The sequence below is a fragment of the Pseudomonas syringae group sp. 247E2 genome (genome assembly GCF_032587795.1).
Taxonomy (GTDB): domain Bacteria; phylum Pseudomonadota; class Gammaproteobacteria; order Pseudomonadales; family Pseudomonadaceae; genus Aquipseudomonas; species Aquipseudomonas amygdali.
This window is the reverse complement of record NZ_JAWHPK010000001.1, coordinates 1,074,513-1,101,417: the sequence shown is the minus strand read 5'-3', so window position 1 is coordinate 1,101,417 and position 26,905 is coordinate 1,074,513. Positions and strand designations below refer to the sequence as shown.

The 26,905-nt window shown below is 59.7% G+C and carries 26 protein-coding genes, 4 tRNA genes and 1 pseudogene; 12 read left to right on the top strand and 19 right to left on the bottom strand.

Annotated elements, in window-relative coordinates; all coding sequences use genetic code 11:
- Positions 1–10: 10 nt before the first annotated feature.
- From RYC18_RS05015 to RYC18_RS05005, 3 genes are read right to left on the bottom strand one after another with little or no spacing between them, the layout of a single operon-like run.
- A complete protein-coding gene (locus RYC18_RS05015; RefSeq protein WP_005781775.1) occupies positions 11–883 on the bottom strand; it encodes a rhomboid family intramembrane serine protease in 873 nt (290 codons plus the stop codon).
- Positions 880–1,851 carry a metallophosphoesterase gene (locus RYC18_RS05010; RefSeq protein WP_005744654.1) on the bottom strand — a complete coding sequence of 324 codons (972 nt, stop codon included), beginning with the start codon at positions 1,849–1,851 and terminating at the stop codon, positions 880–882. The genes RYC18_RS05015 and RYC18_RS05010 overlap by 4 nt, the downstream gene beginning before the upstream one ends.
- Positions 1,851–2,741, bottom strand: coding sequence for an NAD(+) kinase (locus RYC18_RS05005; protein WP_002554505.1), 891 nt, complete (start codon positions 2,739–2,741; stop codon positions 1,851–1,853). The genes RYC18_RS05010 and RYC18_RS05005 overlap by 1 nt, the downstream gene beginning before the upstream one ends.
- A 236-nt stretch (positions 2,742–2,977) precedes the next feature.
- Here RYC18_RS05005 and RYC18_RS05000 point away from each other — a divergent pair.
- From RYC18_RS05000 to RYC18_RS04990, 3 genes and pseudogenes are all read left to right on the top strand, one after another.
- Positions 2,978–3,481, top strand: a pseudogene (locus RYC18_RS05000) (PAAR domain-containing protein); the annotation flags it as partial.
- 79 nt (positions 3,482–3,560) lie between these two features.
- On the top strand, positions 3,561–3,995 hold the full coding sequence (locus RYC18_RS04995) for a hypothetical protein (protein ID WP_005781771.1): 435 nt from the start codon (positions 3,561–3,563) through the stop codon (positions 3,993–3,995).
- A 63-nt stretch (positions 3,996–4,058) separates the two neighbouring features.
- Positions 4,059–5,042, top strand: a complete 984-nt coding sequence (locus RYC18_RS04990; protein WP_046832755.1) for a DUF1853 family protein — start codon at positions 4,059–4,061, stop codon at positions 5,040–5,042.
- Here the strand turns inward: RYC18_RS04990 and RYC18_RS04985 are convergent.
- On the bottom strand, positions 5,008–6,288 hold the full coding sequence (locus RYC18_RS04985) for an arsenic transporter (protein WP_004665931.1): 1,281 nt from the start codon (positions 6,286–6,288) through the stop codon (positions 5,008–5,010). The two genes, RYC18_RS04990 and RYC18_RS04985, sit on opposite strands and share 35 nt — an antisense overlap.
- Complete coding sequence (locus tag RYC18_RS04980) at positions 6,288–7,496, bottom strand: MFS transporter (RefSeq protein WP_005781768.1); 1,209 nt, start codon at positions 7,494–7,496, stop codon at positions 6,288–6,290. Before RYC18_RS04980 ends, RYC18_RS04985 begins: the two co-directional genes overlap by 1 nt.
- Positions 7,497–7,804: 308 nt before the next feature.
- Between RYC18_RS04980 and RYC18_RS04975 the strand changes: the two genes are divergently transcribed.
- Positions 7,805–8,116, top strand: a complete 312-nt coding sequence (locus RYC18_RS04975; protein ID WP_057401964.1) for a DUF962 domain-containing protein — start codon at positions 7,805–7,807, stop codon at positions 8,114–8,116.
- 9 nt (positions 8,117–8,125) lie between these two features.
- On the opposite strand, the gene RYC18_RS04970 is transcribed toward RYC18_RS04975, so the two are convergent.
- The 4 genes from RYC18_RS04970 to RYC18_RS04955 form a co-directional block, all read right to left on the bottom strand.
- Positions 8,126–8,947 (bottom strand): UDP-2,3-diacylglucosamine diphosphatase, encoded by an 822-nt coding sequence (locus RYC18_RS04970; RefSeq protein WP_002554512.1) that lies wholly within the window; start codon positions 8,945–8,947, stop codon positions 8,126–8,128.
- 92 nt (positions 8,948–9,039) lie between these two features.
- A complete protein-coding gene (locus RYC18_RS04965; protein ID WP_002554513.1) occupies positions 9,040–9,342 on the bottom strand; it encodes a SelT/SelW/SelH family protein in 303 nt (100 codons plus the stop codon).
- A gap of 50 nt (positions 9,343–9,392) precedes the next feature.
- Positions 9,393–10,199 (bottom strand): ABC transporter ATP-binding protein, encoded by an 807-nt coding sequence (locus RYC18_RS04960; protein WP_005781766.1) that lies wholly within the window; start codon positions 10,197–10,199, stop codon positions 9,393–9,395.
- 2 nt (positions 10,200–10,201) lie between these two features.
- Positions 10,202–11,059, bottom strand: a complete 858-nt coding sequence (locus RYC18_RS04955) for an ABC transporter permease (RefSeq protein WP_010194230.1) — start codon at positions 11,057–11,059, stop codon at positions 10,202–10,204.
- A gap of 257 nt (positions 11,060–11,316) precedes the next feature.
- Here RYC18_RS04955 and RYC18_RS04950 point away from each other — a divergent pair, with 257 nt between their 5' ends.
- Positions 11,317–12,405 carry an LLM class flavin-dependent oxidoreductase gene (locus tag RYC18_RS04950; RefSeq protein ID WP_316883843.1) on the top strand — a complete coding sequence of 363 codons (1,089 nt, stop codon included), beginning with the start codon at positions 11,317–11,319 and terminating at the stop codon, positions 12,403–12,405.
- 61 nt (positions 12,406–12,466) lie between these two features.
- Here RYC18_RS04950 and RYC18_RS04945 read toward each other — a convergent pair whose 3' ends face one another.
- Positions 12,467–13,372 carry a LysR family transcriptional regulator gene (locus RYC18_RS04945; RefSeq protein WP_004657392.1) on the bottom strand — a complete coding sequence of 302 codons (906 nt, stop codon included), beginning with the start codon at positions 13,370–13,372 and terminating at the stop codon, positions 12,467–12,469.
- A gap of 219 nt (positions 13,373–13,591) precedes the next feature.
- On the opposite strand from RYC18_RS04945, the gene RYC18_RS04940 reads away from it, so the two are divergent.
- From RYC18_RS04940 to RYC18_RS04925, 4 genes are read left to right on the top strand one after another with little or no spacing between them, the layout of a single operon-like run.
- Positions 13,592–14,206, top strand: a complete 615-nt coding sequence (locus RYC18_RS04940; protein ID WP_004667815.1) for a cysteine dioxygenase — start codon at positions 13,592–13,594, stop codon at positions 14,204–14,206.
- The gene (locus tag RYC18_RS04935) at positions 14,203–15,786 is read left to right on the top strand and encodes a rhodanese-related sulfurtransferase (RefSeq protein ID WP_016982456.1); all 1,584 of its coding nucleotides are present in this window, start codon (positions 14,203–14,205) and stop codon (positions 15,784–15,786) included. The genes RYC18_RS04940 and RYC18_RS04935 overlap by 4 nt, the downstream gene beginning before the upstream one ends.
- Before the next feature lie 56 nt (positions 15,787–15,842).
- Positions 15,843–16,832: an ABC transporter substrate-binding protein gene (locus RYC18_RS04930; RefSeq protein ID WP_004667817.1), complete on the top strand. Its 990-nt coding sequence runs from the start codon at positions 15,843–15,845 to the stop codon at positions 16,830–16,832.
- 32 nt (positions 16,833–16,864) lie between these two features.
- A complete protein-coding gene (locus RYC18_RS04925; RefSeq protein ID WP_005781758.1) occupies positions 16,865–18,058 on the top strand; it encodes an acyl-CoA dehydrogenase family protein in 1,194 nt (397 codons plus the stop codon).
- Between the two features lie 7 nt (positions 18,059–18,065).
- Here RYC18_RS04925 and RYC18_RS04920 read toward each other — a convergent pair whose 3' ends face one another.
- From RYC18_RS04920 to RYC18_RS04910, 3 genes are all read right to left on the bottom strand, one after another.
- A complete protein-coding gene (locus RYC18_RS04920) occupies positions 18,066–20,336 on the bottom strand; it encodes a molybdopterin guanine dinucleotide-containing S/N-oxide reductase (RefSeq protein ID WP_316883840.1) in 2,271 nt (756 codons plus the stop codon).
- Between the two features lie 28 nt (positions 20,337–20,364).
- Entirely contained in the window at positions 20,365–21,357 is a 993-nt protein-coding gene (locus RYC18_RS04915; RefSeq protein WP_183134526.1) for an ABC transporter substrate-binding protein, read from the bottom strand.
- A 115-nt stretch (positions 21,358–21,472) separates the two neighbouring features.
- Entirely contained in the window at positions 21,473–22,381 is a 909-nt protein-coding gene (locus RYC18_RS04910; protein WP_005744671.1) for a LysR family transcriptional regulator, read from the bottom strand.
- 188 nt (positions 22,382–22,569) lie between these two features.
- Here RYC18_RS04910 and RYC18_RS04905 point away from each other — a divergent pair, with 188 nt between their 5' ends.
- Together RYC18_RS04905 and RYC18_RS04900 are read left to right on the top strand one after the other, a co-directional pair.
- On the top strand, positions 22,570–23,292 hold the full coding sequence (locus tag RYC18_RS04905) for a pirin family protein (protein ID WP_002554527.1): 723 nt from the start codon (positions 22,570–22,572) through the stop codon (positions 23,290–23,292).
- A gap of 231 nt (positions 23,293–23,523) precedes the next feature.
- Complete coding sequence (locus RYC18_RS04900; RefSeq protein ID WP_223282381.1) at positions 23,524–23,880, top strand: cupin domain-containing protein; 357 nt, start codon at positions 23,524–23,526, stop codon at positions 23,878–23,880.
- Between the two features lie 90 nt (positions 23,881–23,970).
- On the opposite strand, the gene RYC18_RS04895 is transcribed toward RYC18_RS04900, so the two are convergent.
- The 4 genes from RYC18_RS04895 to RYC18_RS04880 form a co-directional block, all read right to left on the bottom strand.
- Positions 23,971–24,046 (bottom strand) — tRNA-Gly (locus RYC18_RS04895).
- A 4-nt stretch (positions 24,047–24,050) separates the two neighbouring features.
- A tRNA-Glu gene (locus RYC18_RS04890) sits at positions 24,051–24,126 on the bottom strand.
- Positions 24,127–24,226: 100 nt separating this feature from the next.
- Positions 24,227–24,302: transfer RNA gene (locus RYC18_RS04885), tRNA-Gly, on the bottom strand.
- Positions 24,303–24,304: 2 nt separating this feature from the next.
- A tRNA-Glu gene (locus RYC18_RS04880) sits at positions 24,305–24,380 on the bottom strand.
- A 294-nt stretch (positions 24,381–24,674) separates the two neighbouring features.
- Here RYC18_RS04880 and RYC18_RS04875 point away from each other — a divergent pair.
- Complete coding sequence (locus tag RYC18_RS04875; RefSeq protein WP_019742402.1) at positions 24,675–25,433, top strand: hypothetical protein; 759 nt, start codon at positions 24,675–24,677, stop codon at positions 25,431–25,433.
- Positions 25,434–25,487: 54 nt separating this feature from the next.
- Here RYC18_RS04875 and RYC18_RS04870 read toward each other — a convergent pair whose 3' ends face one another.
- Both RYC18_RS04870 and RYC18_RS04865 read right to left on the bottom strand, forming a co-directional pair.
- Positions 25,488–25,970 (bottom strand): GAF domain-containing protein, encoded by a 483-nt coding sequence (locus tag RYC18_RS04870; protein WP_005744672.1) that lies wholly within the window; start codon positions 25,968–25,970, stop codon positions 25,488–25,490.
- Complete coding sequence (locus tag RYC18_RS04865; protein ID WP_005744673.1) at positions 25,967–26,857, bottom strand: ATP-binding protein; 891 nt, start codon at positions 26,855–26,857, stop codon at positions 25,967–25,969. The genes RYC18_RS04870 and RYC18_RS04865 overlap by 4 nt, the downstream gene beginning before the upstream one ends.
- Between the last annotated feature and the right edge of the window lie 48 nt (positions 26,858–26,905).

The window sequence follows — 26,905 nt, the reverse complement described above, 5'->3', positions numbered from 1 at the left end:
GCGGGTAATTTTACGACTTGCGGCGCGCAATCGCACCGCCGACCAGGCCGGTAGCACAACCGATGATCAGACCGCCGACGTGCGCGCCGTTGGCGATCTCGCCGAAACCGAGCATGCTCACCAGGCCGGACAGGCATAGCGCCAGCCAGATGAGCATCATGATCAATACCCCGCGCGGCAGGCGATAGACCGGGTTGGGCGCCAGCATCTGGAAAATCCAGCAATGCCCGAGCAGGCCATACAGCACGCCGGACAGTCCGCCAAACAGGCTTGGGCCGCTGAACAGGTACTGCACGTAATTTGAAACAGCTGAAAACAGCAGCGTGAGCAGCAATAAAGACAGACCGCCCTGACGAATTTCGATGCGCCTGCCCAGTTCCCAGAACCACATGCCGTTCATGGCCAGGTGCAGGATGCCGAAGTGAATCAGCATAGGTGAGACGATCCGCCACCATTGCCCGGCGGCCAGGCTGTCGGACAACGGCAGAAACGTCGCGTACTCGCCACTGATCCGGAAATCCTGAAAGGTCAGCCAGCGGATGGCTTCAAGGTTGTCCCCCAGCAACGTCATGCCCGCCACCAGCAGGGTGACCAGCAATACCAGGGCCGTTACCGGGCTGTTGCGTAGCTGCTCGATCAGGCCCGGCGGCTTGTACGTCACGTTTGGGGCGTCTTGCGCCAGTTGAAAATGCTCGTCCCCTTCAGGAAAGCGCGTGTACAAGTCGCGCACCTCATCGGCCAGTTGCGGCGCATCCGGCACCCAAAGTACCTGCTCGCCAGCCTCTTCGCTGACCCTGTGGGGAATCCGCAAGCGCTGCAACAGGCTGACAAACCCGCTCAGGTTGGTGGTCAACGGCAACCGCAGGACTGCAACAGCACTCATTCTGAAACCTCGGGACGCTGCACGTCGACCCAGACGAATTTGTCCGGGTCGATCTGTGTTTCCTGGTCCAGCCGATAGGCGACCAGCTTGCCGTAGAGCACGGCGCTGTAATCCAGACAGGCCAGATTAGGCCGGATAGGCGCGGGGACGCCGCTGCGCCAGTAATGACCGACAAACAGCAGCGGCTCATTGATACCGTAACGCAGCAATGCGTTTTTTTCGGACGTGGACAGCGGGGTCTTGGCTACGCCTTCAGGCAGCGCGTCGGGCTGAAATACCACGTCGCCATAGGTCTGCGGGTCATCTTCCCAGAACTTGGTACGAAAAAACTCGCGGGTCAGCCCGTCGCCGCCGGTCAGAGTAAGACCGTGCGGCAAACGCATGTCGGTGCCGCGCAGCAGACGGTTGAACACATTGCTGGCGAAGCTGCCGGGCACTGCCGAGGCCTGGACAAAATGCTTGTCGATACAGCCGGTGCCATGCAGGCCGCGCAACGGATCGATCAGAGTCGCATCCCAGCAGGCATGCACCACCCTGAAGCGACCGGCGTCCATGTACAGCGGCAGCTCATAGAACCAGTTGACGAACTCGCTCCATTCATCCAGGTAGCGCTCGAACTGCGCCAGGGTTTCGCCGATCAGCCGGGCATGGCGCGGGGTGTGCTCACGCACGAACTCATGACCGCTTTCCGGCAAGGCTGGCGTCATCCAGCCCAGCGCGTTGAACTCATGGTTGCCCATGATGCACAGGGCATGACCGGCCTGAACCATATCGCGGACGATATGCAGCGACTCGCGAATACGCGGGCCACGGTCAATGATGTCGCCGAGGAAAATCGCAATACGCTCAGGGTGACGCCAGACGCCAGCCTGCAGACGGTAGCCGAGAAGCTCCAGCAAGTGCTCCAAGGTATGGGCGCACCCGTGCACGTCACCGATCAGATCGTAGCCACGCGCCGGATCGAGCATTAATCGCCCCCGCCGCCGAGCTTGCTGCCCCAGCCGAGCTTGGTGCGGCAGACTTCGTAATAATTGTGATCCAGCGGGTGAATCAGACGCAGCTTCTGCGGTTTCTTGCTGACCGTGATGGTGTCACCCGGTGCGCAGGTAAAGTGATTCTGGCCATCGCAGGACACTTGCGGATAAATGGTCATGTCCTTGGACACCACGATTTTCAGCTCGCTGTTGCCGTCGACCACGATGGGCCGCCCGGACAAGGTGTGCGGGTACATCGGCACGATAACGATGGCGTCGAGCTTGGGATGCATGATCGGCCCGCCCGCCGACAGCGCATAGGCTGTCGATCCGGTCGGCGTGGCGACGATCAGGCCATCGGCCTTCTGACTGCACACAAACTGACCATCTATATAGATCTCGAACTCGATCATGCGCGTGGACTTGCCGGGGTGCAGCACAACGTCGTTGAGCGCATCGCCCTGACCGATGGCCTCACCGTGGCGGCGCACTTCGGCCTGAAGCAGGAAGCGGTTTTCGACCAGATAGTGCCCGTCGAGCACTTCAGCGCATTTGACCTCCAGCTCGTCGGGACGAATGTCGGTCAGAAAACCCAGGCTGCCGCGGTTGATACCCAGTACCGGAACATTGTGCCTGGCCAGTGCCCGTGCAGCGCCTAACAGGCTGCCATCGCCACCGACCACGATGACCATGTCACAGACTTCACCGAGCATCTTGCGCGACGAGGTTTGCAGGCCATGACCGGGCAGGACTTCGGCAATCGTCTCTTCAAGAATGACGTGCAGGTGGCGGTCCAGCAGGAATCTCTTGAGTCGGCGAACGGTATCGAGCACCTGAACACTGCCCAGGCGACCGATGATGCCGATATTGCGAAATTGCTCCATGAGGCTCCTGCTGCGGTTTCGAGACGACTTAAAACAGCGATTATGGGCGAAACGGCCCGGTAGCAGCAAACCGGCACGTAAAGATCTAGCGGAAGGCCTTATAACGAAGTGCTTCAATCAGCCGATTGGCTCTGAACGAATGAGCAAATTCCCGCAAAAAACCCGGATTTTCCTTACATACCCCACACAAGGTATTCATTAGCTTCGTCCGTTTTCAATACACCTAAGGACGACACATGACTCCCTCAGGCCGCCAGGGCGACATGCACCTCTGCCCGTTGCCGGGCCACGGTTGCACCCCGATTGTCACAGCCTCCTCCGACACCCTGATCAACGGCATGCCCGCCGCCAGAGTAGGCGATCTGTGCGGCTGCGACGCGGTGATCGTCACCGGCTTTCCCTCGATCCTCATCAACGGTCGTCCGATGGCCCACCTGGGCAGCCCGACCAGCCACGGCGGAACGATCATTTCCGGCAGCCCCGATGTGGGTGGCGGCTCCGACTTCGGCGATGCCGCTGGCCCAGCCATCGATTTCTCCAGGCTCGGCATCCTTCGCAAGGACGGCACACTGGACGAACCGAAGCTGAATCAGCTTGTGAACGACCCTGGGTTGCAGGAGAACGCCAAAGCGGCTGAAGCACTGTTCTCATCTGCAACTTCCAACACGGCCATAGCGCCAGCCTGCAACCACCCGGATCAAATGGAAGAACTGACCCGCTACATCGCTGACGAGATGAACCACAGATACCCAAGAGCAGGTGGGGTAAAGGAGTAAGAGTGCACTCATGCTTCAGCGCGACTGAAAACGAGGGCACTGCATGAACCGAAAAATCCTGATACACGCCATTGCCCGCTGGCCGAAGTTAACGGCGACCTTTCTCATCCTCGCACTATGGGATTTCGCTACGCCCTACGTAAGCGTCTATTACTCAGACAAGGCAGACGGAGAGCTTAGCTACACATGGATTACCGATCATCGCATAAGCAGAGGTGGCATAGAGCCTGGAGGAGCAACTGGGAACAGCGGCCACATATTTCAAAAAAAAGATTTCTTCATGTATTTCCAATGGTGGGACAACGCGGGAATCAGCGGTTGCGTAAACATAGATCCGCAATGGCCAGAGACTACAATCTTCATAGATGCCAACGGCCGCATCGACCTGAACGTCAAGGGGGCAACCGACGTCAAGCGATTCTCGCCCTGCCCCGGTGAAGACGCTGATTTTCTCGGACTGGCCAGGCCCGTTGAATAGCACCGCATCTTTTCGCCTTCACAATCAGCTCACCTGAACCTCAACTCACGCTATCCTCGGCACATGACCCTATTCCCAAGCCTGATCGACCTCCCCCGCCAACTACGGCACTCCGAAGTGCGCGACCTTGCCTGGGTGATCCTCGCGCCGCCCATGCTGGAAGTCGCGCCGTGGCCACAGCGTCATCCGCTGGCCGGCAGTGACTGGGTACAGGACCCGCAGCGATTGGCAGACTTTCTCTGGCAACTCGACCGTGACAGTCGCCCGCTGGAAGACTGGCTGGCGCTGGCAACCACACGCCGGCTGGGCCGCTATTACGAACGGCTCTGGCAGTTCGCAGTGCAGCACGCGCCGGGGGTGGAAATCATTGCCGCCAACCTGCCGATCCGGCTCGGCAGCCAGACGCTGGGCGAACTGGACATGCTGCTGCGTGATCGTGCAGGCGTGCATCACGTTGAACTGGCAATCAAGCTCTACCTTGGGCCGCAGGACGGAGACGGCCGCGATCCGGCGTGCTGGCTGGGGCCCGGCTGCCAGGATCGGCTGGACCGCAAGCTTGCCCACCTGAGCCAGCATCAGTTGCCGATGTCTGCACGTCCGGAAAGCCGCGCGGCCCTGGCAGCGCTGGGTGTCGAGGCCTTCAGCGCGCAGTTGTGGCTGGGCGGTTATCTGCTGTATCCGTGGCCAGGCTCATGCGAATCGCCCGCAGGTGTTCATCCGCAGCATCTCAAGGGCCGCTGGTTGCATCAACGTGACTGGAAACCGTTTGTGGCGCAGAGCAGCCCCGGACGCTGGCAGCCCCTGCCGCGTCATGCCTGGCTGGCACCAGCGCTTTACCACGATGCGTGGAGCGATCAGCAACTGCGCGACTGGCTGGCCGAACTCGACCCGCTGGCTCCGGCGCAATTGCTGGTGCGCCTGAAAGAGAATACCGAGGGCAACTGGGAAGAAGCCGATCGCTTGTTTCTGGTGTCGGACATGTGGCCGAATCTGGCCGACACCAGCCACCTGCTCAACTCAATCGAAGTGCCAGCGCAGCCAGTGTAATCAGCAACACCGGCACGGTCAGTACGATGCCGACCTTGAAGTAGTAGCCCCAACTGATGGTGATTCCCTTGCGCTCCAGCACATGCAGCCAGAGCAGCGTCGCCAGACTGCCGATCGGGGTAATTTTTGGCCCCAGGTCGCTGCCGATCACGTTGGCGTAGATCATCGCTTCCTGAATGGCCCCGCTGGCATGGCTTGCATCAATGGACAGCAGCCCGATGAGCACGGTGGGCATGTTGTTCATGATCGAAGACAGAAACGCCGTCATGACGCCGGTGCCCATCGCTGCGCCCCAGATGCCATAGCCGGCAAACCAGTCCAGCAGACTGGCCAGATAACCGGTGAGTCCGGCGTTGCGCAGACCATAAACCACCAGGTACATACCCAGCGAAAACACCACGATGTGCCACGGTGCTTCTTTCATCACCTTGCGCGTCTTGATCGTATGCCCTTTGGCGGCAATGGCGAGCAGCAGCAACGCGCAGACCGACGAAATCGCACTGATCGGGATGCCCAGCGGCTCAAGAGCGAAACAGCCCACCAACAAAATCAGTAGTACGGCCCAACCGGCCAGAAACGTAGCGCGGTCATGGATAGCCGTTTCGGGCTTGTCCAGATGTTCGGGCTCGAACTCGCTGGGAATATCCCGACGGAAATACCACATCAGCACGGCCAGAGTGGCGGCGACACTGGCCAGGTTCACCGGCACCATGACGGCTGCGTAACGGTTGAAACCGATCTTGAAGTAATCCGCCGAAACGATGTTCACCAGGTTCGATACCACCAACGGCAGGCTGGCCGTATCGGCAATGAAGCCGGCCGCCATGACGAATGCCAGGGTCGACGCAGCGGAGAAGCGCAACGCCAGCATCATGGCAATGACGATAGGCGTGAGAATCAGCACGGCACCGTCGTTGGCGAACAAGGCTGATACCAGCGCACCGAACAGCACGAACAGGGCGAACAGACGACGTCCCTTACCCTTGCCCCAGCGCGCCACATGCAGCGCGGCCCAGGCAAAGAAACCCGCCTCATCCAGTAACAGCGTGATAATGATCAGCGAAATGAACGTCGCCGTGGCATTCCAGATGATGCCCCACACCACAGCGATGTCGCTGAGGTGCACAACCCCTGTCAGCAACGCCAGAACCGCCCCGAGTACCGCACTCCAGCCTACGCTCAGGCCTTTGGGCTGCCAGATGACCAGCGTAATGGTGAACAGGAAGATCAGCGTTGCTATCAGCATTATTTGGTCCGGGGCAGAAGAATGGCGAGGAAGCCAAGCAGCGGCAGGTATGAGCACAACGTGTAGACGAACAGAATGCCGTGGCTGTCAGCCAGATAGCCGAGCAAGGCTGCGCCAATGCCGCCGAAGCCGAACATCAGGCCAAAGAAAAGCCCGGCAATCATGCCCACGTTGCCAGGTACAAGCTCCTGGGCGTAGACGACGATGGCGGAAAAAGCCGACGCCAGTACAAATCCAATGATCACGCTGAGCACGCTGGTCCAGAACAGGTCTGCATAAGGCAGGGCCAGGGTGAAGGGTGCAGCGCCAAGGATCGAAAACCAGATCACAGCCTTGCGGCCAATGCGGTCGCCGATCGGACCGCCGAAAAAGGTCCCGGCCGCCACTGCGCCCAGAAACAGGAACAAGTGCAACTGCGAGCTGGCGACTGAAAGGTCAAACTTCTCGATCAGGTAGAAGGTGAAATAGCTGGTCAGGCTGGTCATGTAGAAGAACTTGGAAAACACCAGAAATGCCAGCACTGCCAGTGAGGCAATCACGCGTTTCCTGGACAGGCCATGAGTGGCCGCCTGGCCTGCCTTGAGCTTGAACAGGTTGAGGTGCGCGCGATACCAGCGGCTTATCGCATACAGCAAACCCAGCGAGAACAATGCGAACAGGCCGATCCAGGCCACGTTGCCCTGGCCGAACGGGATGATGATCGCCGCCGCCAGCAATGGCCCGAACGCGGAGCCGGTGTTGCCGCCCACCTGAAAGGTCGACTGCGCAAGCCCATAACGACCACCGGAAGCCAGTCTCGCGATACGCGAGGCTTCCGGGTGGAATGTCGACGAACCGATGCCGATCAAGGCGGCAGCCAGCAGAATCAATGGAAAACTGCCCACCATCGACATCATCACAATGCCGACCAGCGTACAGATCGACCCTACAGGCAGTACCAGGGGGTTAGGATGGCGGTCAGTGTAATAACCGACCCAGGGCTGCAGCAGCGATGCTGTGATCTGAAACGTCAGGGTAATGAGGCCGATCTGGGTGAAGCTCAAGTCGTAGCTGGCCTTGAGCATCGGGTAGATCGACGGAAGAATGGCCTGAATCAGGTCGTTGATCAGGTGAGCAAGGGCAACGGCACCAATAATGCGCATCACCAGCGGGCTGGCTTGAGGGGGGGTCGAGGCCTTCGCCGTCACAGGCTGAGCGCTGGTCGCCATGGGTATTCATCCGTAAAAAGGTTTTCAGGTTCCCCGGACGGATGATTACAAGATGTGTCACGCGTACCAAGGCGCGCCAATGTGCCATTTTTCAGGGCAACTGTGCCATGTTTTGTTGCGTTTTTGCTGACGGGTCGAGAACTGCTCCGCGCTGCACAGCGGTTCTGTGATGTCAGGTGGATTGAGGTTCGGCTCAGACTCTCGTTCCCACGCTCAGCGTGGTAATGCCTTATGCCAACGCGGAGCATTGGAACGACAGTCGGCTAAATTTGTGTATAACAAGAAGAACCAACACGAGGGTGCGCGCCGTGGATACCATCAAGCGTTTCTCAAGCTTTGCCGAGTTCTATCCTTTCTACCTCGCTGAGCACAGCAGCAGTACCAGTCGGCGCCTGCACTTTGTGGGCACCTCATTGGTGATCTTCCTGCTGGCGTTCGGTGTGGGCAGCGGTCGCTGGGGGTTGTTGTGGTTGTTACCCGTCGCGGGTTATGGCTTCGCCTGGGCCGGGCATTTCTTCTTCGAGAAAAACCGGCCGGCCACGTTCAGGCATCCGTTCTACAGCCTGCTCGGCGATTTCGTCATGTACCGCGATATGCTGTTGGGCAAGGTGTCGTTCTAGCCGGTTTAATCAGGCAACCGTTTCGCTGACCGGCTCCTGAACCACCGGCTGGCTTGCTTTCAAGTGCGCGTCCGCCAGACGAAACAGTTCGATAGTGCCGTCCAGGTGTTCGATCAGGGCGGTACAGGATTCAACCCAGTCGCCGCAATTGAGGTATTCCACGCCGCCCACCTGGCGAATTTCCGCATGATGGATGTGCCCGCAGACCACGCCATCCAGGCCGCGCTTCACGCACTCGTGGGCGATGGCTTCCTCGAAATCGCTGATGAAATTCACCGCACTCTTGACCTTGTGCTTCAAGTAAGCCGACAGCGACCAATAACCATAGCCGTACTTGGCGCGCCAATGGTTCAGCCAGCGGTTGAGGGTCAGGGTGAACTCATAGGCCGAATCGCCGAGAAAGGCCAGCCAGCGGTGATAACGGGTGATCACGTCGAACTGATCGCCGTGGATGACCAGAAGACGACGACCATCGGCCGTCACGTGCTCGGCTTCGTCCACCAGCTGGATGTTGCCCAGAACCAATTTGGAGTAACGACGCAGGAATTCGTCGTGGTTGCCCGTGACATAAATGACTTCGGTGCCACGCTTGCTCATGGTCAGCAGCCGACGGATCACGTTGGTATGCGCCTGCGGCCAGTACATGCCGCCGCGCAGCTTCCAGCCGTCGATGATATCGCCCACCAGATACACCTTGTCAGCCTGATAGCGCTTGAGAAACGCGGACAAGTGTTCGGCCTGGCAATCGCGCGTGCCCAGATGAACGTCGGAAATCCACAAGGTGCGCACGCGTTGTTTGCGGCTGGGTGTGGCGAGCTGAGCACTGGTCATGGGATGACCTCCGGCAGGGTTTCCAAGAGAGTGGAGCATGCCGGTTAACCGAATGTGACACGTGCGTGGCGATGTCGTGACAATGGCCTGTATTACTGAGGACTGGCGGGAGTATGACGGTCGTTGTGGCCCAGATCACGGGCCGGGTCGATCTGGTCGCGGAGCCGCTGCTTGAGCACCTTGGCCTCGGGAAAGCCGCCGTCGGCCTTGCGTTCCCAGAGTTGCACGCCATCGCAGGTAATGCGAAACACACCACCGGTGCCCGGCTGCAACGAGACCTTGCCCAGGTCGTCACTGAACGTGCTCAACAGCTCCTGGGCGAGCCAGGCGGCGCGCAATAGCCACTGGCATTGAATGCAATAGGTGATAATGACTTCGGGCTTTTCGGCAGACATGGACGTCCCTCCAGAAATTCAGACGCCCATGATACGCACCCTGCGCAGGATCAACGAGCATTGGCGAAACGACGCAATGCACTGAGCGTCACGTCGTGGGCTGGCTCCTGCGTTGCAGTATCGGCAGACTGCGTCTTCACGCCCAGCAAACCCAGCAAGCGGCTACGAATTGCCTGAAACCCGGCCTGCCCGCTGTCACGTTGGCGTGGCAGGTCGACGCGGATGTCATCGGCAAGTTTACCGTCGGCCAGCACGATGACCCGGTCAGCGAGCAGGATCGCCTCATCGACATCGTGCGTTACCAGCAGCACCGCCGGGGTGTGCTTGCGCCACAGGTCGATGATCAACTGGTGCATGCGAATGCGGGTCAAGGCATCGAGGGCGGCGAAAGGCTCGTCGAGCAACAGCAGTTTCGGCTCTCGGACCAGGCCGCGCGCCAACGCTACACGTTGCGCCTCGCCACCGGATAATGTGGCCGGAAAGGCATTCAGCCGATGGGCCAGACCGACTTCGGTCAATGCTGCTTCGGCCCGAGCCTTGGCATCGTTGATGCGCAGGCCGAGAACCACGTTTTTCCAGGCGCTTTTCCACGGCATCAGCCGCGGTTCCTGAAACACCGCGGCACGTGCCACCGGCACACGCAGCTCGCCACTGTCGATGTCGTCCAGCCCGGCCAGAGTGCGCAGCAAGGTGGTCTTGCCGGAGCCACTGGCACCCAGCAAAGCGACAAACTCGCCCGCGGCAATGTCCAGGTCCAGCCCGTCAATCACCCGTTGTGGGCCAAACTGGCGAACCACGTTACGCAACTGAACCGGGGGCGTGACTGATGAAGTGTTACGCAACTCAAGGGTCGCCATGCTCAATTCCTCACGAAGGTCGGTCGCCAGGCCAGCGCATAGCGCTCCAGCGTGCGAATGATGCCGTCGATCACCAGGCCCAGGACGCTATAGATCAACAGGCAGATAACGATCACATCAGTGCGCATGAAGTCGCGGGCATCGCTGGCCAGAAAGCCGATTCCCGCGGTGGTGTTGATTTGTTCGACAAACACCAGCGCCAGCCAGGAGATACCCAGTGAATAGCGCAGCCCGACAAAAAAAGAAGGCAGCGAACCGGGCAGAATCACGTGCCAGATCAGCTCGCGACGGCTCAGCCCCAAGGTGTTGGCGGCCTCGATCAGTTTCGGGTCGATGTTGCGGATGCCGGAAAACAGGTTCAGGTACACCGGAAAGGTGGTGCCCATCACGATGAGCGCCACTTTGGTGAATTCACCAATGCCGAACCAGAGGATGAACAGCGGCACCAGTGCCAGCGACGGAATGGTGCGCAGCATTTGCATCGGCGAGTCGAGGGCGATTTCGCCGCGCCGGGAAAGCCCGGTTATCAATGCAGCCACCACACCAATACTGACGCCGATGCTCAAGCCCAGCAATGCGCGCTGCAGCGATACCCACAGGTGCACGGCCAGTTCGCCTGAAACAATCATCGACCATAGCGTACCGCCGATCTGCGACGGTGCGGCGATCACTCGGCTGGGCAACAGACCGGTTTGTGAGGCCAGTTCCCAGAGCAGCAACAGCGCCAGCGGGCTGAGCAGACGCAAAACAGGGCCCGGCACTTGCCGACGCTGGCGATGCTGTTCAGAGGCGCGACGCTGTTCAGGCTTGTTGACCAGCAGAAAACCGGGGTCGGCGGGGTTGAGCGTTGTGTCAGACATGGGCGCATCCTTTCTGGGCAAATCGGGCATGACGCACCCGACGCAGTATGAACACCATGCTAAGAGCATAAGAAAGCCGAGTGAAATTCTATTTAGCTCTAAGCTAATAGTTAAAATATTTGATTACCGCTAAAACTTATAATGCATATTTTTTATAATTAACTTAGACCAAAATCGAATTTCACAGCCCTGTCTGCTTGCCTTTATGGTGCTTCTCGACAAGGTCGAACGGACCTCAACCATTGGCAGGAGTTTTCATGAGCATCGAATTCATTGGCTATATCGCCACGCAACCCGGTTCTGAAATCCACCCGCGCAGCGGCGCGACCATCCAGCCCGACTACGTGAAGACAGTGGCCAAGGCTCATGAAGACGCAGGTTTTGATCGTGCGCTGATCGCGTACCACTCCAACAGCCCGGACAGCACACTGGTGGCCGCGCATGCCGCCAGCGTGACCAGCACACTGAAATTTCTTGTCGCGCATCGTCCCGGTTTCATCTCCCCCACCGTGGCAGCCCGGCAATTTGCGACGCTGGACGTGTTCAATGGCGGGCGTACCGCAGTGCATATCATTACCGGTGGCGACGACAAGGAGCTGCGCGCCGACGGCAGCCACATCGGCAAGAACGAACGCTACGCGCGCAGCGATGAATACCTCAGCGTGGTGCGTCAGGAATGGACCAGCGACAAGCCGTTCGATCATCAGGGCACCTACTACCAGTTCGAGGGCGCGCACTCGCTGGTCAAGTCCCCGCAGCAGCCACACATCCCGCTGTACTTTGGCGGTTCTTCGGCAGCGGCGATTGCGGTGGCTGGCAAACACGCCGACGTCTATGCCTTGTGGGGCGAGACGTACGAACAGGTACGCGATGTGGTCAAACAGGTGCGCGCCGAAGCCGCCAAACATGGCCGGACCATTCGTTTCAGCCTGTCGTTGCGCCCGATTCTGGCCGACACCGAAGAACAAGCCTGGGCACGCGCCGACAGCATTCTGGAAAAAGCCAAGGCATTGGCAGACCGTAACGGCTTTGTCCGTCGCGAACCACCCAACGAAGGGTCGCGTCGCCTGCTGGCCGCAGCGGCACAAGGTTCACGACTGGACAAGCGCCTGTGGACCGGCATCGCTGGCCTGCTCGGCGCACAGGGCAATTCCACGTCGCTGGTCGGCACCCCGGAACAGGTCGCCGAAGCGCTGCTGGACTATTACGACCTGGGGATTACCACCTTCCTGATTCGCGGCTTCGACCCGCTGGAAGATGCTATCGATTATGGCAAGAAGCTGATCCCGCTGACCCGCGCACTGGTGGCTCAGCGTGAACGGCAGGCTCGCGAACAAGTGGCCTGATTCAACGCCATGCGGGCGGGCGAGGCTTCTGACTGAAGACTGCCCGCCCGCAATGACGTTTTCAGGCGGCTGCTGAAACCGGCTTGAGGGAGCGCGCCACCAGCGCGCCAAAAGCCTCGACCGGTGCTTGCAGATTGCCCAGGAAACGTGGGTAGAACAGCCACAGGTCCATCACCGGTTTGAAGTCCTTGAGCGGTAGCACCACCAGTTGCTCGCGGTGAGCGCTGCGCTCCAGCAACGGCCTTGGCACCAGACCCAACCCCATGCCATCGGCTACCAGCCCCAGTTGCAGCTCGGTGCCGAAGGTTTCCAGATTGACCTTCATGCTCAGCCCCTGATCGGTCAGCGTACGCTGCAAACCTGCGCGAAAACCGCAGCCGTCGGGGTTGAGTACCCAGCCCTGCTCGTAGCAATCCGCCAGCTTGCCGGGCTTTTTCGGCACCAGCCCCTTGGCGCAGACCACCACCAGTTCCATCTTGCCGATTGACTGACCGACGATGTTGTCCGGAAATATCTTGCCAGCAGGGAACAGCGCTGCCGCAGCATCCAGCTCACCGTTTTCGATTTTGCCGATCAGGTGACTGCCCCAGCCGGTGCTGACCTGGGCGCGCAAATCCGGGAATTCTCCGCGTAGCTGCTTGAGCGCATCGAGCAGCACCACGTCACCGATGGTTTGCGGCACACCCAGACGCAACAGGCCGCTGGGCGGCGTGTCGCTGGCCACCAGCTCGCGCAACGCATCCATCTCGCGCAGGATTGCCAGGCACTTCTGGTACACCTGGATGCCCATCGGCGTTGGCTTGAGCGGCTTGGTATTACGATCGAACAGCTCGACCCCAAGGGCCTGCTCGAAATTCTGCACCCGGCGAGTAATCGCCGGCTGGGTCAGATCCAGCGATTCAGCGGCATGGCTGATCGACTGACAGCGGATGACTGCAACGAACGCATCGATATCATCAATTTTCATTCGGACCGCACATAAAGAAGAGAAGAAACACAGGCAAAAAGAATAGTCCCGGCAGACGTCCATTCATAGCCCGTCCAACAGACCGACGCTAGATTTCACGCATTGCAGCACGGAAGTAAAAGACGTTTTCGTTATAACCTAATCATTAAAAAATAGCATATTAAATATCCATATTATGCTTATATCAAACCATTCCCTGACCCTGATCTGGAAATGGACATGACTCAGAACCTACACCCGGAACGACTCGGGGCCTTTATCGACGCGCTGGGCGAGCTGATTGGCAGCGAGCCGCACGAAGGCGATCTGTTGCGTCGCGGCGGCAAGCTGCTGGCGCAACTGGTCAGCCACGATGACTGGCTGGCAGAAGAATTTGCCGTACCCGACCCCGACCGCTATCAGCAATTTCTGCTGCATGCCGACCCGCAGCAGCGCTTTTCAGTGGTCAGTTTTGTCTGGGGGCCGGGGCAACGCACGCCGATTCATGACCATCGCGTCTGGGGCCTGATCGGCATGCTGCGCGGTGCCGAGCATTCACAGGGCTATACCCGCAACGCGCAAGGACGCCTGGAAACCAGCGGCCCGGCAATTCGCCTGCAACCCGGCCAAGTCGAAGCGCTGTCACCGAAAAGCAACGATGTGCATCAGGTCAGCAATGCTTTCAACGATCAAGTGTCGATCAGCATCCACGTTTACGGCGCCGATATTGGCACCGTGAAACGTGCGGTCTACGACCTGGACGGCACAGAAAAACTGTTCATCTCCGGCTATTCGAATGCCGCAGCCATCACCCACGCCACTCAGGATCAGCCAACAGGGAGCCCCGCCCGATGACCACCCCCGCCACCCGATCATTCGCCGACGTTCGTCAGGCATTGCTGGACCGCCAGGAACTGGCCTTGGTAGACGTCCGCGAAGAAGCACCCTTTGCCCAGGCCCATCCTCTGTTTGCGGTGAACATCCCGTTGTCGAAGCTGGAGCTGGAGGTGTTCCCGCGCATCCCGCGACGCGACACAGCCATAACCCTGTACGACGATGGCGAGGGCCTGGCGCAGGTTGCGCTGCAACGTTTACAGGCGCTGGGCTACAGCGATGTGAGACTGCTCGACGGCGGCCTGCAAGGCTGGCGTGAGGCTGGCGGCGAGTTGTTCATTGATGTAAATGTGCCGAGCAAGGCGTTTGGCGAACTGGTGGAACACCATCGCGCTACCCCGTCTCTGGCGGCTGAAGAGGTCAAGGCCCTGCTCGACAACAACGCCGATGTAGTGGTGCTCGATGCCCGGCGCTACGACGAGTACCAGACCATGAGCATCCCCGGCGGCATCAGCGTACCGGGCGCGGAACTGGTGCTGCGGGCACGGGAGCTGGCACCGGACCCGAACACCCGAATCATCGTCAATTGCGCCGGTCGCACGCGCAGCATCATCGGCACTCAGTCACTGGTCAACGCGGGCCTGCCCAATCAGATCAATGCGCTGCGCAATGGCACGATTGGCTGGTTACTGGCCGGTCAGACGCTGGATCATGGTCAAGACCGGCGTTTTGCAGCAGTCAGTGAGGAAACCCGCGAAACCGCCAGTGCCGATGCGCGCAAGGTGGCTGATCGCGCCAAGGTCAAACGCGCCAGCCGCGCTGACCTGCAACGCTGGCAAGCCGAGACTTCGCGCACCACGTACCTGTTCGATGTGCGCACACCGGAAGAGTTTGCCAAAGGCCATCTGCCCGGTGCGCGCTCCACACCGGGCGGGCAACTGGTGCAGGAAACCGATCACTTCGCCAGCGTACGCGGCGCACGAATAGCCTTGGTGGACGACGACGGCGTGCGCGCCAACATGTCGGCTTCCTGGCTGGCGCAACTGGGCTGGGACGTGTCGGTGCTCGATGATCTGCATGCAGCAGACTTCAGCGAAACGGGTGACTGGGATGCGCCGTTCCCTGCGCCACCGCAAGTGGAGGCGATCAGCGTCGAGACGCTTGTTCAATGGCAGACACAGGTCAAGGTGGCGGTGCTGGATTTCACCGCCAGCGCCAATTACGTCAAACAGCACATTCCCGGTGCCTGGTGGACCTTGCGCGCCGACCTCAAACAGGCGCTGGAAAAAATACCTGCCGCCGACCGCTACGTATTGACCTGTGGCAGCAGCCGGCTGGCGCGCTTTGCCGTGGCCGACGTCGAAGCGCTGACCGACAAGCCGGTGTTTTTGCTCGATGGCGGCACCGCCAGCTGGATCAAGGCTGGCCTGCCGTTGGAGCATGGCGAAAGCCGACTGGCCTCGCCACGCATCGATCGCTATCGCCGCCCGTACGAAGGCACCGATGCGCCGCGCGAAGCCATGCAGGCCTACCTGGACTGGGAGTCTGGCCTGGTGGAGCAATTGGGCCGGGACGGGACGCACGGGTTTTACGTGATTTGAGCGTGAGGAACGATAAGTGTCTGGCCGACCGATCAACTCAATGGAGAAACACCTCAATGCTGCCTTTTTTCAAATCACCTCTACCGCTCAAAAGCCTGCTGCTGGGCGCGTTGCTCAGTGTGCTGGCAGGCCAGCAGGTGGTCGCTGCCGAGCAGGCTCCGCTGTTGGTCGCCAATCAGAAGTCGCTGCTGAAAATACTGTTGCAGGTCTCCGGCGAACTCAAGGACGTGCCTTACGAGATCCAGTTTTCCGAGTTCCCCTCGGCGGCCCCTCTGGGCGAGGCATTGAACGCTGGCGCTGTGGATATCGGTGCGCTGGGTGATGCGCCCTATGTGTTCGCGCTGGGCGCAGGTGCGCCCTTGAAAGTGGTCAGCATTACCCATGCCCAGGGCCGTTTCACCACGGCGGTGCTGGTCTCGAAGGACTCGCCGATCAAGACCGTTGCCGACCTCAAGGGCAAGCGCATCGTCACCGGGCGCGGCTCCATCGGCCACTACCTGGCGATCCGCGCCCTGCATGAAGCCGGGCTGAAAACCAGTGACGTCACCTTCATCAACCTGCTGCCCAGCGAATCGCGTCTGTTGCTGGACAGCGGCGACGCCGATGCCTGGGCGACCTGGGACCCTTACACGACGATTTCCATCGCGCAAAGCGACGCTCGTGTGCTGGTCAGTGGCAGCGAGTTGCTGAGCAATCACCTCTACCTCGCCGCCACCAGCAAGGCCATTGAAGGCAAACGTGCCCAACTGGATGATTTTGTAGCCCGGGTGGAGCGCGCCTTCAACTGGTCCAATGCTCATCCCGAAGAGTACGCGGCCGCTCAGGCGAAGGTCACCGGCCTGCCGCTGGCGGTGCATCTGGCGGTGGCCAAGGCGACGAAAATGCAACGTACGCCGATTGATGATCAGATCGTTCAGGGACTGCAGAACACTGCGGACACCTATCTGGCTGAAGGCATCCTGACTAAAAAAATCGATGTTTCAACCGGCTTCGACAAGAGCTTCAACGCCTCACGCGCGCAGATCGCTCAGGCTGCCACGCAATGACCGCTGCCTAACCGCTGCGAAAAGGACCCCGCATGACACTCTCGACCCTGCGCCCTACCCCGCGCCAGCATTATCCGGCAGCCGAGTCGGCTGAAGACTTCAGCGAACGACTGGCTACGCTGACCGCCACACTGGCTGAAACTGCCGAGCAGTACGACATCAGCGCCCTGTTCCCTCACGCCAACTTTCAGTTACTGCACACCCACGGCCTGCTCGGCCTGACCGTACCGGCTGAACTGGGCGGCGGCGGTGCCGATCTGCCGCGCGCGCAGCAAGTAGTCAGCGCAGTAGCCAAGGGCGAACCGTCGACGGCGCTGATTCTGGTCATGCAATACCTGCAGCATTCAAGGCTGCAAGAGAACCGTAACTGGCCGAGCCATCTACGTGTACAAGTTGCCGAAGAGGCGGTACGCGAAGGTGCGCTGATCAACGCCCTGCGCGTCGAGCCTGACCTGGGCACCCCTGCGCGTGGCGGCCTGCCGGGCACCGTCGCCCGCCGCAGCGCCGACGGCTGGCGCATCAGCGGCAGCAAGATCTACTCCACCGGCAGTCATGGCCTGACCTGGTTTGCCGTGTGGGCGCGCAGCGACGACGATGATCCGCTGGTGGGCAGCTGGCTGGTCCACAAGGACACGCCGGGCATCAGGATCATCGAGGACTGGGACCACTTGGGCATGCGCGCCACCAGCAGCCACGAAGTCCGCTTCGACAACGTGCTGGTGCCGCTCGATCATGCCGTCAGCGTTAGCCCGTGGAGCGCCCCGCAATCCGAACTTGATGGGTCGGGCATGCTGTGGATGTCGGTGCTGCTGTCGTCGGTCTACGACGGCATCGCCCATTCCGCCCGCGACTGGCTGGTGCACTGGCTGGAACAGCGCAAGCCGTCCAACCTCGGGGCTACGCTGTCGACCCTGCCGCGCTTTCAGGAAACCGTCGGGCAGATCGACACCTTGCTGTTCGCCAACCAGAGCCTGCTGCAGTCCGCGGCCCAGGGCCACACGCCCGCACAGCATGCTGCACAGATCAAATACCTGGTGACCGGTAATGCTATCCGTGCGGTGGAACTGGCCATCGAGGCCTCGGGGAATCCGGGACTTTCACGCAGCAACCCGCTGCAGCGCCATTACCGCAACGTGCTGTGCGGCCGGGTACATACGCCGCAGAACGACGCGGTATTAGCCAGCGTGGGCAAGGCGGTTTTTGCGGCGCGTAATAAAGAGCAGTAAAACGCACTCAGAGCAGTGACGGCGGCTCGAACGCCGTCACCGGCGGCAGTGCCTGATCCCATTTGACGATATCCACCGACGCGGTCTGCGCCGCACACCCTTGCGACAGGCTGGAAGCACCGATGTCCTGGGTGATCACATTAGGGTTGCCGTGCTTTTCCAGACTGCCCGGCTCGCCATGCACCAAAGGATCGAACCAGGCACCGGTGGCAATCTGCACAACGCCAGGCCGAATACTGTCCGATACGATTACTCCAGCCAGAAACGCCCCCCGCTCATTGAAGACCTTGGCCACATCACCATCGACCAACCCGCGCATTTGCGCATCCAGCGGGTTCAGGGTCAGCGGCTCGCGTGCCTGAATTTTCGAGGAACGGCTGTAGCTGCCGTGGTCGTACTGACTGTGCAGGCGGGTTTTGGGTTGATTGGACAGCAGGTGCAGCGCGTGGGTAGACGCAGGTTTATCCAGCCATACCGGATGGCCAGGACAGTCCGCATAAGCGAAGCCTGCGATGCGCTCGGAGAAAATTTCGATACGCCCGGACGGCGTCGGCAGTGGATGCGCGTCAGGGTCATCGCGAAAGGACTTGAGCAGTACGTTATCGGTCTGGGGATAGTCTATTTCCAGTAATCCGTCACGCCAGAACTGTTCGAAATCCGGCAGGGTAATACCAAAGGTTTCAGCGCGCTGCCGAGACTCATCGTAAATAAAATGCAGCCAGGCCTGGGCATCACGTCCTTCGGTAAACGCCTGCGCCACACCCAGCCGCTCGGCCAGCCCGGCCAGAATCGAATAGTCATCACGAGACTCGCCCACCGGCGCGATGGCCTGCTGCATCGCAATCATGAAACGATCGGACGCCGAGCTGCCGATGTCATTGCGTTCCAGCGCCGTGGTGGCTGGCAGCACGATGTCGGCATAGCGTGCCTGAGCGGTCCAGAACTGCTCGTGAACGATGATGGTTTGCGGCCGCTGCCACGCTTCCAGCAGCCGATTGAGGTCTTGATGGTGGTGAAAGATATTGCCACCCGCCCAGTACACCAGGCGAATATCCGGGTAAGTCTGCTGCTGCCCGTTGTAATCGAAGGGTGTGCCGGGGTTGAGCAACATATCTGTCACCCGCGCAACCGGAATGAAGTCCTTGACCGGATTACTGCCTTGGGAAAAGCGCGGCCCGGAGAACGCCTTGCGGCCGCTGCCGGTGTTGTTCATGCAGCCATAACCCAGGCCAAAGCCGCCACCAGGCAAACCGATCTGCCCCAACAACGCCGCCAGGGTGACGGTCATCCAGAACGGTTGCTCGCCATGTATAGAACGTTGCAATGAATAAGCGACATTGATCATGGTGCGTTTACTGGCCATGCGCCGCGCCAGGTCGACAATCTGCTGCGCAGGGATATCGGTCAATGCAGCGGCCCACTGCGGGTCCTTAGGCTGGCCGTCGACGTGACCCAGCAGATAATCGCGAAAACGCTCATAGCCCACGGTGTAGCGCTGAACGAAATCTTCGTTGTGCAGCCCTTCGCTGATCAATACCCAGGCAAGCGCCATCATCAACGCCGTGTCGCTGCCGGGGCGTACCGCCAGCCACTGGTTGTGCGCTGGGCCAGCCAGGTCATCACGCAGCGGGCTGACGTTGACGAACTCCACTCCGGCGTCGGACATGCGTTGCAACGCGTCGGCCAGCAGATGGTCACTGGCACCACCGGGGCTGGTCTGCGCATTCTTGGCGGGCAATCCCCCGAAGGCGACGAACAGCTCGCAGTGCTCGGCGAGGTTTTTCCAGGACGTATGCGCCGCCAGCAGCCAGTCCATGTTGCCGACAATGTGCGGCATCAGCACCCGCCCGGCCCCCAGGCTGTAGCTGTCGGTACTGAATACATAACCGCCGATGCAGTTGAGGAAGCGATGCAACTGGCTTTGTGCGTGATGAAAACGCCCCGCGCTGCCCCAGCCGTAACTGCCGCCAAAAATTGCCTGATTGCCATACTCGCCTTTGACGCGCTGCAACTCACTGGCGACCAGATCCAGCGCCACCTCCCAGGAGACCTCGACGAACGGCTCCTGCCCACGCAGATCGGGTCGCCCGCCGGCTTGCTGAAGAAAACTGCGACGTATCGCCGGGCGCATGACGCGTGTGGGCGAGGTAATGGCATCGGCAACCGAATCGCCAATCGGTGAAGGGTCCTTGTCCCACTCCGCAGGCAGCAGGGCTTTCAACTTGCCTCCCTCGACCTGCGGGCGATAAACACCCCAATGCAATGACGTAAAACTCATGGTGAAGGCTCCAGGACAAGGCAGTCGTTCAGCGGGCAACCTGCGCCTGGCTGTCCAGCGCCGCATTGAACGACTCGTCAAACACGCTGGCAGCAGGATAGCGTTTGGTCAGCCCGGCGTGGTTGAAAAAATCGATAGTCTGCTGTGCGCCTGCCACCACTTGCGGGGTGATCGGCACCACCACGACCTGAGCGCGGGAAAACCAGCGGCGCGCTACTTGTGCATCGGCTTTGGTCAGCGCAGCCCAGGCGTTGGCGTAGATTTCATTGTGCTGCGGGTCGCTGACCGACCAGGCGCGCGCGGCTTGCAGGCGCTGCAGGAAATCGCTGATCTGCGCGCGCTTGTCCTTGATGGCCTGATCGTTGGCGACAATAAAGCTTTGCGCAGGGATCAAGCCGTCGGCAGTTGCAATGATTCGTGCGCCCTGACGCTCCTGTTGAGTGACATAGGGCTCCCAGGTCGCAATCGCGTCCACCGAGCCGCCATCCAGCGCGTGAGAGGAATCCAGTGCACTAAGGTAGCGATAGTCCACGGCATCGCGGGCGACACCCGCCTTGTCCAGCGCGGTGAGCATCAATTGCTGGCTGAACGAGCCCTTCCAGATGGCGACTTTCTTGCCGGCCAGATCCGCGACGGTTTTGATCGGCGAATCCTTGCGCACCACAATCGCAACGCCGTCGAGGTTCTGCCGCGATACGCCGATGACCTTGATCGGCGCACCCAGCGCGCCCATGAACAGCGCAGGCGAATCGCCCAGCAAACCGATGTCCAGGCTACCGACGTTCAACGCTTCGGCGACCGGCGAGCCTGCGGTGAACTGCTTCCATTCAAGCTCGTAGGGCAGATCCTTGAGTACACCGGCCGCTTCCATCACGGTCCGGGCGCTGTAACTCTGATCACCGACAATCAGGTCGGCAGCCTGGGTGTTCAGCGTGGCCACAAGGCCCAGCGCCAGGCCCGTCAGCAGGCGTTGGCTCCAGCAGATGATAGTTGTCGGCACAGGCAGGGTCTCCAGAAGCATCGGGCAGATCGAATTGATCGGCAACGACCCTAACACCCGAACAAAAATTAGCTAAATTCATTTTTGTTCTAGCCTAAGATGCAAAAAAATTATCTAAACCTGTGCGACGAAGCGCTCAGCCAGGCGGTTCATTGAGCTCGACACCTGATTCCAGACGTTCGCGCAGGAATTCGATGAATGCCTGCACTGGACGTGAGGCCTGACGGTGCTGGGGATAAACCGCTGACAGCGTCAAGGGCTCGGGCCGCAAGTCGTCTAGCACCCGCACCAGACTGCCGTCACGCAGCGCCGCGCCAACAATGAACGTCGGCAGGTAGGTGATGCCCAGCCCGGCCACCGCCGTGTCTCTCAGCAGCTCGCCATTATTGGCGCGCATCCGCCCGCTGATGTTCAATATCAAAGGCTTGCCCTGCACCTGAAAACGCCATTGCGCCTGACGGCTGTGGCCATAGGGCAGGCAATCATGAGCGTGCAGATCTTCGGGTTTTTGCGGCGTACCGCGCTCGGCCAGGTAGGCAGGGCTGGCGCAGTAGACCCGATCAATCGAGGCAATGCGCCGGGCGATCAGGCTGGAGTCTTCCAGCACCCCGATACGCAGCACCAGGTCATAGCCTTCGCTGATCAAGTCCACCGCACGGTCGCTCAGGTCCACCTCCACCGCCACGTCGCGGTAGCGCTGCAAAAACAGCGGCAGCAGACAGCCCAGATGCGCAACGGCAAACGACAGCGGCGCACTCAGGCGCAGGGTGCCGCGTGGCTCGCTGTTCTGCCCGGTAATCCCCTGCTCGACCTGTTCGACCTCGGCCAGCAGGCGCAGGGCAGACTCGTAATAACTCTGCCCCAGCGGCGTGACATCCAGACGTCGCGTCGAGCGGTTGAGCAAACGTACGCCCAGCCGTTCCTCCAGTTGCATCAGGCGCCGACTGACAAATTGCTTGGACAGGCCCAGCTTGTCGGACGCCGCCGTGAAGCTTCCGGACTCCATGACCTGGCAGAAAATCCGCATGTCTTCAAAAGGGTTCATGTGTCGTGGCCTGAGTGAACGCTGGGTGCTGTTCGACAGAGCGTAACGTGCCAACCGGCACTGTCAACCACAGCGAGACAGTCATTCATGTTCCAGCTACTTATTGCGACAGTCGATAAGCCGTAACCTTTGTCTCACTTGATCGATTGCTGAATGTGCAGCGTCGATAGACGGATGGAGAAAGAATCATGCTGACTCTTCGTAAAGCTTCCGACCGCGGCGCTGCCAACCATGGCTGGTTGAAATCCTTTCATACCTTTTCCTTTGCCGGTTATCGCAACCCTCAGGAGCAGGGCTTTTCCGATCTGCTGGTGATCAACGACGACCGCGTGATTGCGGGCAAAGGTTTCGGCCAGCACCCACACCGTGACATGGAAATCTTTTCCTACGTTCTGGAAGGTGCGTTGGAACACAAGGATACGCTGGGCACCGGGTCGGTGATTCGCCCTGGCGACGTGCAATTGATGAGTGCCGGCAGCGGCGTGGCGCACAGCGAGTTCAACCATTCGCACACCGAGGGCGTGCATTTTCTGCAGATATGGATCGTGCCGAATGTTGCAGGCGCAACCCCGAACTACCAGCAGGAGCATTTCAGCGCTGAACAGAAACGCGGTCATTTGCAGCTGATCATTTCGCCAGAAGGCGAGAACGGTGCGCTCAAGGTCCGTCAGGACGCTCGTGTGTATGCCGGTCTGTTCAATGGCAATGAAACTGCGACCCTGGAACTGGCTGCCAATCGATATGCCTACGTGCATGTCGCCCGTGGCAGTGTGGTGCTCAATGGGCAGCCGCTTGACGAAGGTGACGGGGTGCGTTTGCGTAACGAACAGGTCATTAGCCTGAGCGAAGGCGTTGACGCAGAAGTGTTGGTTTTTGACATGCGGCCCAATGAACTGCCGCAAATGCCCTGATGTATCGGGCCCGTTACTCGGACCGACATGGCGTTTCTTTCACTTGATCGACGCCTGCGCCTGAGCCACGCTTCGCCCGACAAGGCATAGTATTCACCCCCCTGCCCTTGCCGGGCAGCGGGCCGGGTGGGTCAGCGCTATCGAGCATCAGGCGAGGAGAAAACCGTGGCCAGTGATCAACTTGATTGTGTCCTTTTGAAACCCGCCAAACCCTCTCAAGGCAAGCAGGGTATGGATTATCAGGTCGGCATCTCCGCACAAAGTGCAGGTGCCCGACATATCCATATGCAGCTGCTGACAATTGCCCCTGGAGGCAGGGGCAAGGCTCACAAACATCAGGAGCATGAAACCGCCATCTATGCCCTGAGTGAAGCCACCGGCTGCTGGTATGGCGAGTCGCTGGAAAAGCATGCCATCGTGGAAGAAGGCGACTTCTTTTATATCCCGGCGGGAATGCCGCATGTGCCCTATAACCGCAGCAACGAGCGCGAAGCAAAGGTTCTGGTCGCGCGTACTGACCCCAATGAGCAGGAGAGCGTGACCCTGATGCCGGAGCTCGACGAGTTATTGGCATCCAGACAGGGCTGAGCGTGACATGCGGGAAAGATGATCTTTTATAAAGATGCTCAAAACGCACAAACAAAAACGCCGCTCTGATGAGCGGCGTTTTTGTGAATTTGGAGCGGGAAACGAGACTCGAACTCGCGACCCCGACCTTGGCAAGGTCGTGCTCTACCAACTGAGCTATTCCCGCAATATGGCGTCCCCTAGGGGACTCGAACCCCTGTTACCGCCGTGAAAGGGCGGTGTCCTAGGCCACTAGACGAAGGGGACACTGCCTGAAACACAATGGTGTGTGTTTCAGTTCCAGACATCATCCGAAGATGTGTTCTGGTTTCACTCAACCTTGCCCTGAGGCAAAGCTGCTTAAAATTGGAGCGGGAAACGAGACTCGAACTCGCGACCCCGACCTTGGCAAGGTCGTGCTCTACCAACTGAGCTATTCCCGCAATGGCGTCCCCTAGGGGACTCGAACCCCTGTTACCGCCGTGAAAGGGCGGTGTCCTAGGCCACTAGACGAAGGGGACACACGTACAACATTCACTACTTATTTGCGCTACGCTGTGTGCTTTACGCTGTAAGTGGCGCGCATTCTATGGATGGATTGAGGGGTCGTCAACCCCCATGTGAAAATTTATTGAAATCAATAACTTCGATGCCGTTCGGACGCTGACCGACTGTCGCCAATCGTTCAGCTGCCTAATCTATATAGAAGAGATGCCGACAAACTCCAGGAGGGACATCTATGCGCAGTAGTGCTTAGCCACTACACTCGCACTAAAACTAATTGAACAAATGAGGTTTGCACAGTGACTCCACTCATGATCACGCTGATGGTATTAGCAGGTATCGCTCTGCTCATCGCGATCGGCTACCTGAATCACGTCGCTGAAAACGGCAAACTGGAAAAGGCCCGCACCAAGGTCGAACTCAGTGATCGCTTGCGTCGCTGCAGCGAAATCACCGAAGTATTCCCCGGCCAGTTGATGTCGCCAGCCTTGAAGCTGCTGCTTACGCGTCTGGAACTGAACGTCGTGCAGCGCATGCTCAGCCTGGACAAGGGTAACGCTCAACTCAAGCACCGCATCGGCGAGCTGGAAGAGCAGATCGGCAAAGGCGAGCGCATCGACATCCCCAACCCGGTCACGCCGATCCAGACCGAAGCCAAGGCCAAGGACGTGCGTTTCCTTCTGGAAGCCCTGCATGGTCAGGTGACCCGAGCTGCACATGACGGCTTTCTGCAAACCAGCGAAGCCAAACACTGGATCCGCGAAATCCGCACGATTCTGGTCACGCTGCACATCGAGTTCTTCAACAACCTCGGTCAGATGGCCCTCAGCCAGGACCAGCCGGGCCAGGCTCGTCTGGCGTTCGAACGCGGCGTGCAGTATCTGCGCAACCAGCCGGACCCGGTGACGTACCAACAGCAGTTGCTGGCGATGGAGAAACAACTGGCCCGCGCCAACTCAATGGTACTGACCAATACCGCGCCATCCGAAGACGACGACAACGCGCTGACCGAAGGCCTGAAGGCAGACGAAACCGAATCCGAATGGAAGAAGAAAGTCATCTACGATTGATAACTGCCCCGCCGCTGCCGGACCTGTGCTCCGGACAGCGGCAGGTCGAGCGACTCAACAGTCGGTCGATGCCAGAAAGATAGCCGCCAGACGTTCGATCCCCGCCTGATCCACCTCGTTGAAACGCCCCACACTCGGACTGTCCAGGTCCAGCACGCCGATCAGAAGCCCATCCTTGACCAACGGCACCACCAGCTCGCTGTTCGATGCGCTGTCGCAGGCGATGTGTCCGGGAAACTCGTGAACGTCCTGAACACGCTGGGTTTGCCGACTCTGCGCTGCTGCCCCGCAAACGCCGCGACCAAAGGGAATGCGCACGCACGCAATCTGCCCCTGAAACGGACCCAGCACCAGCTCTTCGTTGCGATTGAGGTAAAAACCCGCCCAGTTCAGATCGTCGATCTGCGTATAGAGGAATGCCGAGAACTGCGCGGCATTGGCGATGAAGTCGCGCTCGTCGGCCAGCAATGCCTCAAGCTGGGCGGCCAGCAGACCGTAGCCATTGAGGCCGGCACCGGTGTTTTGCAAATCGATCATGTGTGTTGCTCCAACAATTCAAGTCCTACCCAGTAACGTGCAAATTGATACGCGCAGCGGCCATTGCGATTGCCACGCGCGGTCGCCCAGCGAATCGCAGCCTTTTCCAGGCGTTCGTCGCGCTGCCATTGCAAGCCGGCTTTGTCTGCCAGTTGCGTGATCCAGTGCTCGACCACGTTCAGGTAATGCTCCTGAGTGAATGGATAGAACGACAGCCACAGGCCGAAGCGGTCAGACAATGCGATCTTGTCTTCCACGGCCTCGCTGGGGTGCAACTCGCCGTCGACGTGCTTCCAGTCAACGTTGTCGCTTTCCTTTTCGGGCACCAGATGGCGGCGATTGGAGGTGGCATACAGCAATACGTTATCCGGTGCCTGCTCCAGCGAGCCGTCAAGCACGCTTTTCAGTACGCGATAATCACCCTCGCCCGACTCGAACGACAGGTCATCGCAGAACAGTACAAAGCGCTGCGGCAGTTTGTGCAGTTGTTCGACCACACGCGGCAAGTCGCCCAGATGATCACGCTCGATCTCGATCAGGCGCAGACCGGCCGAGGCGTGCTCGGCCAGCAGAGCGCGGATCAGGGACGACTTGCCGGTACCGCGCGAGCCCCAGAGCAAGGCATGGTTGGCAGGCAGGCCATCGATAAACTGACGTGTATTGCGCCCCAACTGATCGCGCTGCAGGTCGACGCCGATCAGATCGGTCAGGCGCGTATCCAGGCTCACCTGCAACGGCATCAGGTAGCCGCTACGACCCTCTTGAACCCAGCGCGCCGCAAGCGTCTGTGACCAGTCGACCGGCTCGCGCACGGCTGGCAAGAGCGGTTCCAGCCGGGCCAGCACGGCATCGGCGCGTTGCAGAAAAGCATCCAACCGAGAATCCACGGGATCTCCTTATATTTAACTGATTGGTCAGCAGTGCCTATCAGCTAT